Raw genomic sequence first — 9896 nt, 5'->3', positions numbered from 1 at the left:
GATGATGATTGCTCGGTTTCGACGTGCCATGCGATGGCAATCGCTCCCGCTTGTCGCAGGCTTTGCGGTGCTGGCGCTTATTGTCGGCAGCCGTGCCATGCTGGTCGAGGAACAGCGGGCCAACCGCGCCGCCGCGCGCGAGGCAATCGAATATCAGCAATTGCTTTCGGGTCTGCTTTCTCTGGCACAGGAAGCCGAGAACGGCCAGCGTGGCTACCTGCTGACCGGCGAGAAATCCTATCTCGAACCCTATCGGAGCGCTGTCGGCGCCATTCCGGGGCAACTTGCCCGTATCGACAGCTTGACCGCCCCCGACGACCAGTTCGTCCAGCCGATCAACCACATCAAGGACGCGCTTTCGCAAAAGCAGGCTGAACTGGCCGAGACGATTGCCCTGTACGACCAGGGCAATGCGACGAAAGCGCTGGATCTGATTCGCAGCGGCCAGGGCAAGGCAGTCATGGACGAAATCCGAACCAGCATGGATACGGTCCGACGCATCAGCGCCGCAGCCGTCGCCGCGCGCGACGCGCATACCGACCAGGTCGAGACCTGGCTACGCATCGGTTCGGTGGCGGCACTGCTGGCGATCTTCCTGCTTGCCGGCTACGCGATCAGGGAATCGCGCCGCCGCTTCCTTGAGGTGGTCGTCGCCCAGGAGGAGTTGGTGCGCAAGAACGTCGCGCTCGGCAGTGAGATCGAGACACGTGAAAAGGCAGAATCCCAGATCCGCCAGATGCACAAGATGGAGGCGGTCGGCCAGCTTACAGGCGGCATCGCCCACGACTTCAACAACATGCTGGCGGTGATCATCAGCGCCATGAACCTCGCCCAGCGCAAGCTGGCGCGCGGCGAGCACGACATCGCACAATTCATCGACGCGGCGATCGATGCCGCGACCCGCGCCGCCAATCTGACGGCCCGGCTGCTCGCCTTCTCGCGTCAGCAGCCGCTGGCGCCGCAGATCGTCGACGCCAACCGCCTGCTGACCGGGATGTCCGACCTGATCCGGCGGGCACTCGGCGAAACCATCCGCATCGAAACGGTGCTGGCGGGAGGCTTGTGGAAAACCCATGCCGACCCGAGCCAGATCGAGAACGCCGTTCTCAACCTGGCCGTCAACGCCCGCGACGCCATGGGCGATGACGGCAAGCTGACCATCGAGACCGCCAACAGCCATCTCGACGACAGCTACGCCGCCGCCCATGCAGAAGTCGCGGCCGGCCAGTATGTGATGATCGCCGTCAGCGATACCGGTTCGGGCATGACCCCCGATGTCATGGCCAAGGCCTTCGAACCCTTCTTCACCACCAAGCCGGTCAACAAGGGCACCGGCCTTGGATTGAGCCAGGTGTTCGGCTTCGTCAAACAGTCGGGCGGCCACGTCAACATCTATTCCGAGCCCGGCGAAGGCACGACAATCAAGATCTACTTGCCGCGGTATTTCGGCGCCGAAGAGCCGGCCGTGCCCACCGGGCGCGGCGACAACTCCGCCGCACCGGTCGCCGAAACGATCCTTGTCGTCGAGGATGATGCCCGCGTGCGGGTCTCCACCACCGAGGCCATACGCGAACTCGGATACACCGTCATTGATGCCGCAAGCGGCGAGGAAGCGTTGCAGAAACTGGCGGAAAACCCGAAGGTCGCCCTGCTGTTCACCGACATCGTCATGCCCGTCATGAACGGCCGCAAGCTGGCGGAAGAGGCCGTTGCCCGCATGCCGCTGCTGAAGGTGATCTTCACCACCGGCTTCACCAGGAACGCCGTGGTCCACAACGGCGTGCTCGACCACGACGTGCATTTCCTCGCCAAGCCCTTCACCATCGAGCAACTGGCAGCGAAACTGCGTGACGTGCTTGGCACGACGCAGGTCGCAGCGGACTGATCACAATCGCTTCAGCCTGACGCAGCCGCGCGTCTCCAAAGGCCGGGATAGTCGACAACGAAGCCGTGCGGCGAGACGTTGAGGGTTTCGTCATAGCCGAACACCGGCGCGGCATAGGCATAGCGAACCGTGTCGAGACGCCGATAGGTCTGATCGAGGCGCACCAGCCTCAGTTCAGGGAAAGTCAGGTAGGCCGCCGGGGCAGGCGACGCTTCGCCGATCCCGAGGCCATACCGGCGGATCGCCACCAGGTTCGATGCCGGTGTGAAGCCAAGATCGACGTCGACAAGACCGTCGACACCCTGCTGGACTTCGCCGTTCAGCGTCCACTGGCCGTTGAAATCGCGTTCGATCGCATAATGCAGCTGGCGCGTGCCGAGAAAGCCTTCGACAAGCGCCGCCCGTGTGTGCCAGCCGGCATCGCAATCCACCCCGTAGGCGAGGCAGCACGGCTTGCCGTCCTGGATGAAGATGGCTTGTCCCTTGAGGCTGTGCCCGCCATCGGTCTGCGCAAGCAGACAGGCATCATGCCCCTCCACGTCCAGCCGATGCCAGAGGATCGAAGCCGTCATTGCTGTCATCGTCACCTCCTTCGAGTTCAAAACGATGATGTGTTCCTTCGCCCGCCAGGCCAATTGTGTTTCACCGCGGCGCACTCCAGCTGACATGCCCTGACAGAATCCGGCTCCCTGCCGGCAGAGGAAAATTGTTGCCTTGACATTCGCGGCTTCACGCCCGACTTCCTAGCGCATGGCCCCGAAATCGAAGTCGATTTCGGAAAGGATCATGCGCAGAATCTAAAGTGCTACAGCGTCCTTTGCGCGTCCAAGAGGACGCGCGGCGCTGTAGTGTCGAGGAGACCAACCTATGCCAGAGCCCCGACGATCGACGATCGATGCCGGAGAAGTGGAACGCTTTTCCGCCCTTGCCGCCGAATGGTGGAACCCGAACGGCAAGTTCCGTCCCCTGCACAAATTCAATCCGGTCCGGCTGGCCTATATCCGCGACCAGATAGCGACGCGCTTCGGCCGTGACCCACGCGCTGCAAGGCCTTTCGAGGGACTGCGCATCCTCGACATCGGTTGCGGCGGCGGACTTTTGTGCGAGCCGATGGCGCGGCTTGGCGCCGAGGTTGTGGGCGCGGATGCCTCCGAAACCAACATCGAAGTGGCCAAGCTGCACGCCGCCGAAGGCAATGTCAGCGTCGACTATCGCGCCACGACGGCCGAGGACCTTGCCGACGCCGGCGAGAAATTCGACGTCATCCTCAACATGGAAGTGGTCGAGCATGTCGCCGACATCGACCTGTTCGTCGCCAAATGCGGCGAGATGGTGCGGCCCGGCGGCATCATGTTCGTGGCCACCATCAACCGCACGCTGAAGGCGCTGGGCTTAGCCATCATCGGCGCCGAATATGTGCTGCGCTGGCTGCCGCGCGGCACCCACCAGTTCGGCAAGCTGGTGCGCCCGGAAGAGCTCGAAAAGGCGCTTGCCGGCGCCGGCCTGACCATCATCGACCGCACCGGCGTCACCTACAATCCGCTGGCCGACCGCTGGGCGCGGTCGAAGGACATGGACGTCAACTACATGGTCCTGGCGGAAAAAGGCTCGGTCTGATCTATTCAGAATTCAGCGGCCTGTAGCCGCCGCGCCAGTAGATCAGCGCCTGGCCGGCATCGGACGTGCGCACGGCCTCGACCGAACCGATGACGATGGAATGCGTGCCGCGATCGATCATCTCATCGAGGCTGCAGTCGAATGCGGCCACCGCGTCCGAAAGCAGCAAAGCTCCGGTCTTGAGCGTCACCCATTCGGCGCCCTCATAGCGGTCCTTGCCCTTGATGCCGCCGAAGCCGGAGAACCGCTCGGCCACGCGCTGATGCTGGGGGCCAAGCGAGTTGACGCCGAAATGCCGGTAGCGTTCGATCACCGGCCAGGTCGACGATGACCGGTTGACGCAGGCGATCACCTTGGGCGGCTCGGCCGACAGCGAGACGACCGAAATGACCACCAGACCGGAGCGATCCTCGCCGGTGCCGGCGGTGATGACGCTGACATTGCCGACGATCAGCCGCATCGCGGCGCGAAAATCAGCTACATCGACGGCAGTCTCCTCGGATGTCTTCGGTTCGGTCATGGCTTGCTCCAGAGCACGATTCCAAAAAGGGAAAGGTCCTCGGAAAAGACCACGCTCAAACAAGAAGATAAAGCAGATCTGGATACAAATTCAGGTGAGATCGGCTCCAGGCGCGAAGGCAGTTCGGATCCCCTGCGACCGCTCACGCCTTCTGGCTTTGTGCCCTGGTGGTGATGAACACGCCGGCGGTGATGATGAGCGCGCCTGCCCAGGTCAGCAGTTGATAGTGCTCGCCGAGGAAGAGGGTTCCGGCAAACAGGCCGACGGCCGCCGCCACATAACCGATCTGGCTGAGATAGACCGGACCGCCGACCGCCTGCAGCCGGAAGAAGAACGCGAACATCGCCGATGCCGACGCAACCTGCGCGACGACGACCAGCGGCACGCCGCCGAGTGGGACGAAAGCTTCGCCGCCGAACAGGAGGAGAATGCCGGCAAGCAGCATCGCCGCCGACGCCAGATGGCTGCCGACGGCAAGCTCGATCGGGCCGGTACCGTCCGGCCAGTCGACCGTGCGATAGATGTTGCCGGCGGCAAGGCTGACCGGGATGAGCAACCCCATCGTCACCCAGAACAAATCGGCCGGCTGGCCGGCCTCGCCGCGCGTCACCGCGACCATGACGGCGCCGATGAAGCCGACGGCGATGCCGGCAATGCCCAGCATGTTGGGGCGCCGGACACGCAGCAGGATCGAGAACACCAGCGTGATGACCGGCGACAGCGTGAACATGATGCCGGTGTAGCCGGCGCCCAGATGCGGGATGGCCGAGAACATCAGGAGATTGGGGACAGCATAGGACACCGCGGCGGTGACGAAGAAATAGCGCAATTTGTGCGCGGTGAGCCGGACCCGCTTGCCGCGAGCCAAGAGCATGCACAGCAAGACCCCGCCGGCGCCGAGCGAGATGACGAAGGCCCAGACCATGGCCGGCACGCCGGCAGCCGTGGCGAGCTTGCCTAACGGCAGCGTCAGGCCGAGCAGGCCGCCGGTGACGACCAGCAGGCCGAGCGCCGAATCCCAGAGAAGCTTCATTGACCGAATCCTGTAGCGCGGCTCTTGGCCGGCATTGCATCTTGCAGTAAGATAACGGAAAGATTCTTAACGTCAAGATAAATGATGGTGAGACAGTTGGACAGGGCAGCACGGGCGATCGAGCAATGGAAGCGGGAACGACCCGATCTGGACGTCTCGCCGATGGGTGTGCTCGGGCGGCTGAACGAGGCCGCCTCGCTGATCGCCCGCGAGCGCCTGGCGCCGTTGTTTGCCCGTTATGGATTGCAGTCCGGGGAATTCGACGTGCTGGCAACGCTGCGCCGCTCTGGATCACCCTACGCGCTGACGCCGACCGCCCTCTATGAAGCGACGATGGTGACGTCAGGCGCCATGACCAACCGGCTCGACCGGCTCGAGACGTCCGGATTGATCCTGCGCGGGCCGCACCCCAACGATCGGCGCGGCATTGTCGTGCGGCTGACCGAAAAGGGTCTCGCGTTGATCGATGAGGCTATTGCCGCCCATGTTGCCAACGAGCATGAGATTCTTTCCGGCCTGACACCGGCCGAACGGGAGACGCTCTCTCGGCTGCTTGAGAAATTGATCGGGAGCGTGAGCTAAGCCGGGTCAGTTCGTAGGCTGCCGCGAGAACCGGCGCCGGTGTTTCCAGCGGCGGTATGATACGGTGAGGTCGACAAGCCGGGTCGGCATGTTGAGGTAGAGCAGAGCATCCCGCAAACCGCTGAGATAGCGCTCACTCATCGCCTTGTCGGAAAAGTCCGGCATGGCCTCGAGTGTCGCTTCGGCTTGCTGGCTCCGGCCCTTTCCGGTCGGCAATCTGGCCGCAAAGGCTATTTCTCGACGCAGACAGACCTGCTCCACGCGATCCCGCAGCGCCTCTTCGTAGCCGATACCACATCGCATAAGCCGCGCGTGGGTGGCTTCATGGACGATAATCGAAGCGACCAATTCCGGCGTCGTCCCTTCGCTGATGATATGGCGCTCGTCCAATTCGCATGCCTTGGAAGAGTTTGCCCATTGCGCGACGGAAGCAGGAAGGGTTGTGACAAATACCTGTCTTACGTCACCAAGCAGCCGTCTGTAGCGCACTGGATCAAAATCACGAATAAGCTGAAGCGCCTCGACGATCTTGTCGGTGCCCTTGTCGCTGATGATGAGCAACCCGTCGATCGTTCGGGTACCGCTAAGCTTGACGGCGCCCCAGCGGGCCAATCGGCCAACGACGGCTCTTATGCTGCGTCGCGGCTCAATCGCTTCTGGGTCGCGCAAAGCCCCCTCGGAACTCAGTTGCGGTCGTCCGGAAACACCGGGATCGGCATGAACTCGACGCCGTCCTCGACCAGGCTCTTGGCTTCGTCCAGCGTCGCCTCGCCATAGATGCCACGCGGGTCGCTCTCGCCGAAATGGATCTTTCGCGCTTCCTCGGCGAACTTGTCGCCGACATAATCGGCATTCTCGCGCACCTTCTCGGCCATCGCCTTGAGCTGCGCCAAAGCCTGCTTCTGCGCCTCGCCCATGGCCAGCGCTATGGTTTCCTGCTTGCGCGCCGTGGAGACGGCCGGCGCCATCAGTGCTTTCTGCACCTTGTGCGAACCGCAGCTCGGGCAATCGACGAAGCCGCGCTTCTTCTGGGTGTCGAAATCGTCGTTGCTGCGGAACCAGCCTTCGAATTCGTGCTCGTGCTCGCAGATCAGGGCAAAACGGATCAAGAGGCTGCACCCCTGAGCCGTGGCGCCTCGCCCGAGCCGGCATTGACGGCGAAATCCCGCGCATTCCTGAGATTGGGGATCTTCTTGCGCGCGGCAAGCGACTGCGCCGGGTCGATCTCGGCGACGATCACCGCCGGTTCGTCATGCGCGGCTTCCGCAATGATCCGGCCCCACGGATCGACGATCAGCGAATGGCCGTAAGTCTCGCGGCCATCTTCATGCAAGCCACCCTGCGCGGCGGCGACGACATAGGCGCCGTTCTCGATGGCGCGGGCCCTGAGCAGCACGTGCCAGTGCGCCTCGCCGGTCTGGCGGGTGAAGGCAGCCGGTACGGAAAACAGGTCTGCGCCGGCCAACGCCTCGGCGCGGAAGAGTTGCGGAAAGCGCAGATCGTAGCAAACGGCGAAGCCGAGCTTTGCACCCTCGATGTCGGTGACGACGGCCTCGGTTCCCGGTTCATAGGCGGCGGACTCACGCCAGCTCTCGCCATTGTCGAGATCGACGTCGAACATGTGGATCTTGTCGTAGGCGGCGAGCGCAGCACCATCCGGCCCGAACAGCAGCGCCCGGTTGGCGAGCTTGCCGTCGGCGCGCAGAATGGCGGGCGAGCCGATATGCAGGAAGATGCCGAGCTCCTTGGCCAGCCTGCGCGCGGTCGCAACGACGATGTCCTTGTCCTCCGACGTGAACGATGCGGCGCGAGCTTCCTTGTCGCGGATCAGCGCCCCGGTCATTTCCGGCGTCTGGATGTAGGTGGCACCCAGGCTGGCTGCTTCACGCACCAGCCGTTCGAGATCGGCGGCGTTGCGCTCGGGGCTCTCGCCCGAACGCATCTGGATCGCAGCGGCCTTGAAAACACCCATCGTCATTCCCTCAATTCGTCGCGCCGTTGGCGAGCAATTTGTCCAGCCGGCCTTCGGCCTCCAGCTCGTGGAGGTCGTCACAGCCGCCGACATGCGTATCGCCGATGAAAATCTGCGGAAAGGTCGTGCGGCCATGCGCCCGGGAGATCATCTCCTGGCGCAATTCCGGCGAGAAGGAGGCATCGTGCTCGGTAAAGGCTATGCCCTTGCGCTCGAGCAGCCGCTTGGCTGCCGTGCAATAGCCGCACATCATGCGGGTGTAGATCGTGACATCGGTCATGACGAATTTCCGCTGTTCGTTGCCGACTTATATAGTCGCGGACTCGTCCGCCCGAAAGTCCCCCGGCAACACACGCGCAAAGGTCAGCACGTCGACGGCGGCCGCACCTCCCCTTTTCAGCGCCTTGGTGGCGGAACGCACCGTGGCGCCGGTGGTGTAGACATCGTCGATCAAAAGCACCCTGCGGCCGGCGATCTCGATTTCCGCCTCGGCGGGCACCCGGAACGCGGCCCGCACATTCTCCTCGCGTTCGCCGCGCTCCAGCCCAACCTGCTGGCGGGTGAGTTTCACGCGCCGCACCGCCGACGGGGCGAAGGGCAATCCGCTAAGTGCCGAGACCGCCCTTGCCAGTTCCGCCGACTGGTTGAAGCGCCGCCTGAAAAACCGTCGCCAGTGCAGCGGCACCGGCACCACCACATCCGCCTCGGCGATGAGATCGGCACCCGCACGCATCATCCAGCGCGCCATCCAAGGTGCCAGATCCGTGCGATCCTGGTATTTCAACCCTTGCACCATCTGGCGCGCAACGCCGGAATAGGCGACCGCCGCCCGCGCCCGCTCGAAAGGCGGCGGATCGGCAATCGCCTCGGCCGACAGAAAGCCTTCGCCCATATGGTGGGTGAACGGCGTACCCATGACAGGGCACCATGGCCGCTCCAGCAGCCTGAGCTTCGGCCAGCAGGCGCCGCACAGCACGCCCGGCTGCGAGACATGCCGGCGGCAACCGGCGCAGACCGGCGGAAACAGCATCCGCGCCGGCCAGCCGACAACCGACCGGGCCAGGTTCGTGATCCCGATGGACTTGATCTTGGGCATCGGATCGGCCACGTGGTTGCTCCTGCGCGCCACTATATCAACGATCTCGGAGCGTGGACAAACAAAGGATCTGCCCGTTGCAGCCAATAATGGATACCTCTCTGTGGCTGACGCACAAGCGGCGCGCGCTTGCCCGTCCGGTCGACGGCGCGGACTTCCTCATGCGCCGCACGGCCGAGGACCTTGCCGACCGGCTGGGCGCCGTCGAGCGCCGGTTCGGCAAGGCGGCCGTGCTGTTTTGCCAGACGCCGGCGGCGGCCGAAACGCTCGCTGAAAGCGGCAAGGTCGCCGACATTGTCCGCGTCGAGACGGATACGGCTTTCCTGAGCGGTGGCGATGCCGGCCTGATCGCACCGCTCGAAACCGTGCCGTTCGAGCCGGAAAGCCTCGATCTGGCGGTGTCGCTCTTGTCGCTGCAGGCCATGAACGACATCCCAGGCATGCTGATCCAGATCCGCCGCGCGCTGCGGCCGGATGGGCTTTTCCTCGGCGCCTTTGCCGGCGCCGGCACGCTTTTCGAATTGCGCGAAAGCCTGCTTGCGGCCGAGACCGAGCTTTACGGCGGCGCCAGCCCGCGTGTCGCCCCGTTCACCGACGTGCGCGATGCCGGTGCGCTGCTGCAGCGCGCCGGTCTCGCTCTGCCGGTCGCCGACGTCGAGACGGTGACGGTGCGCTATGCCAGCCTGTTCAACCTGATGGCGGATTTGCGGGCCATGGGCGAAACCAATGCGCTCACCGATCGCAGCCGGCGGCCGGGCTCGCGCAAGCTGTTTGCCCGCGCGGCGGAAATCTACGCCGAGCGGTTTTCCGACCCCGACGGCCGCGTCAGGGCAAGTTTCTCGATTGTCTGGATGTCCGGCTGGGCGCCCGACGCTTCGCAGCAAAAACCGCTGAAGCCAGGGTCGGCCAAGGTCTCGCTGAAAACAATCCTGGAGGCGCCCGACGGGCAATGATCCTGCCCCAGGGTGCGGAAAAGCCGGATCAGGGAGTGGGTGCGAAAGCGTTCGCAAGCTTGCTGTTGTTGTCGCTGAACAGCCAGATGATCCCGTCGCGGACCTCACCGATGCCGCCGACGATGGCAAGCGACAGCACGGCGATGATCACGCCATATTCGACGGCCGTGGCGCCGGTCTCGTCGTTCAGAAAACCCAGCAGCACTGCTTTCATGGCCTCAACCCCTCTGTCCGGGAC

Annotated in this window: 13 protein-coding genes; 4 read left to right on the top strand and 9 right to left on the bottom strand. The window is 64.0% G+C overall.

Annotated features, from left to right (window positions below):
• Window positions 1-28 precede the first annotated feature (28 nt).
• Window positions 29-1885, top strand: coding sequence for a CHASE3 domain-containing protein (locus tag EN990_RS10775; protein ID WP_027163519.1), 1857 nt, complete (start codon window positions 29-31; stop codon window positions 1883-1885).
• An 11-nt stretch (window positions 1886-1896) separates the two neighbouring features.
• On the opposite strand, the gene EN990_RS10770 is transcribed toward EN990_RS10775, so the two are convergent.
• Window positions 1897-2466, bottom strand: coding sequence for a putative glycolipid-binding domain-containing protein (locus EN990_RS10770; protein WP_127369983.1), 570 nt, complete (start codon window positions 2464-2466; stop codon window positions 1897-1899).
• A gap of 286 nt (window positions 2467-2752) precedes the next feature.
• Between EN990_RS10770 and ubiG the strand changes: the two genes are divergently transcribed.
• Complete coding sequence (ubiG, locus tag EN990_RS10765) at window positions 2753-3502, top strand: bifunctional 2-polyprenyl-6-hydroxyphenol methylase/3-demethylubiquinol 3-O-methyltransferase UbiG (protein WP_013529456.1); 750 nt, start codon at window positions 2753-2755, stop codon at window positions 3500-3502.
• A gap of 1 nt (window position 3503) precedes the next feature.
• Here ubiG and EN990_RS10760 read toward each other — a convergent pair whose 3' ends face one another.
• Window positions 3504-4022: a flavin reductase family protein gene (locus EN990_RS10760; protein ID WP_063173138.1), complete on the bottom strand. Its 519-nt coding sequence runs from the start codon at window positions 4020-4022 to the stop codon at window positions 3504-3506.
• 142 nt (window positions 4023-4164) lie between these two features.
• Window positions 4165-5055, bottom strand: a complete 891-nt coding sequence (locus EN990_RS10755) for a DMT family transporter (RefSeq protein ID WP_127384729.1) — start codon at window positions 5053-5055, stop codon at window positions 4165-4167.
• Window positions 5056-5151: 96 nt separating this feature from the next.
• Between EN990_RS10755 and EN990_RS10750 the strand changes: the two genes are divergently transcribed.
• A complete protein-coding gene (locus tag EN990_RS10750) occupies window positions 5152-5637 on the top strand; it encodes a MarR family transcriptional regulator (protein ID WP_013529453.1) in 486 nt (161 codons plus the stop codon).
• Window positions 5638-5643: 6 nt separating this feature from the next.
• Here EN990_RS10750 and EN990_RS10745 read toward each other — a convergent pair whose 3' ends face one another.
• From EN990_RS10745 to EN990_RS10725, 5 genes are all read right to left on the bottom strand, one after another.
• On the bottom strand, window positions 5644-6198 hold the full coding sequence (locus EN990_RS10745) for a hypothetical protein (RefSeq protein ID WP_164753528.1): 555 nt from the start codon (window positions 6196-6198) through the stop codon (window positions 5644-5646).
• 122 nt (window positions 6199-6320) lie between these two features.
• Window positions 6321-6746, bottom strand: coding sequence for a DUF1178 family protein (locus tag EN990_RS10740; protein WP_013529451.1), 426 nt, complete (start codon window positions 6744-6746; stop codon window positions 6321-6323).
• Complete coding sequence (locus EN990_RS10735) at window positions 6743-7609, bottom strand: carbon-nitrogen hydrolase family protein (protein WP_127388295.1); 867 nt, start codon at window positions 7607-7609, stop codon at window positions 6743-6745. Before EN990_RS10735 ends, EN990_RS10740 begins: the two co-directional genes overlap by 4 nt.
• A 10-nt stretch (window positions 7610-7619) precedes the next feature.
• Window positions 7620-7889, bottom strand: coding sequence for a glutaredoxin 3 (grxC, locus tag EN990_RS10730; protein ID WP_013529449.1), 270 nt, complete (start codon window positions 7887-7889; stop codon window positions 7620-7622).
• A gap of 27 nt (window positions 7890-7916) precedes the next feature.
• Window positions 7917-8717, bottom strand: coding sequence for a ComF family protein (locus tag EN990_RS10725; RefSeq protein ID WP_013529448.1), 801 nt, complete (start codon window positions 8715-8717; stop codon window positions 7917-7919).
• A 65-nt stretch (window positions 8718-8782) separates the two neighbouring features.
• On the opposite strand from EN990_RS10725, the gene EN990_RS10720 reads away from it, so the two are divergent.
• Window positions 8783-9658 carry a methyltransferase domain-containing protein gene (locus EN990_RS10720; protein WP_013529447.1) on the top strand — a complete coding sequence of 292 codons (876 nt, stop codon included), beginning with the start codon at window positions 8783-8785 and terminating at the stop codon, window positions 9656-9658.
• Window positions 9659-9686: 28 nt separating this feature from the next.
• Here EN990_RS10720 and EN990_RS10715 read toward each other — a convergent pair whose 3' ends face one another.
• Window positions 9687-9872 (bottom strand): Flp family type IVb pilin, encoded by a 186-nt coding sequence (locus EN990_RS10715; RefSeq protein WP_013529446.1) that lies wholly within the window; start codon window positions 9870-9872, stop codon window positions 9687-9689.
• Window positions 9873-9896 lie beyond the last annotated feature (24 nt).

The organism is Mesorhizobium sp. M7A.F.Ca.US.005.03.1.1 (assembly GCF_003997975.1).
Lineage (GTDB): Bacteria > Pseudomonadota > Alphaproteobacteria > Rhizobiales > Rhizobiaceae > Mesorhizobium > Mesorhizobium ciceri.
The sequence above is the reverse complement of the archived record's forward strand: the minus strand, read 5'-3'. Positions and strand labels throughout refer to the sequence as shown.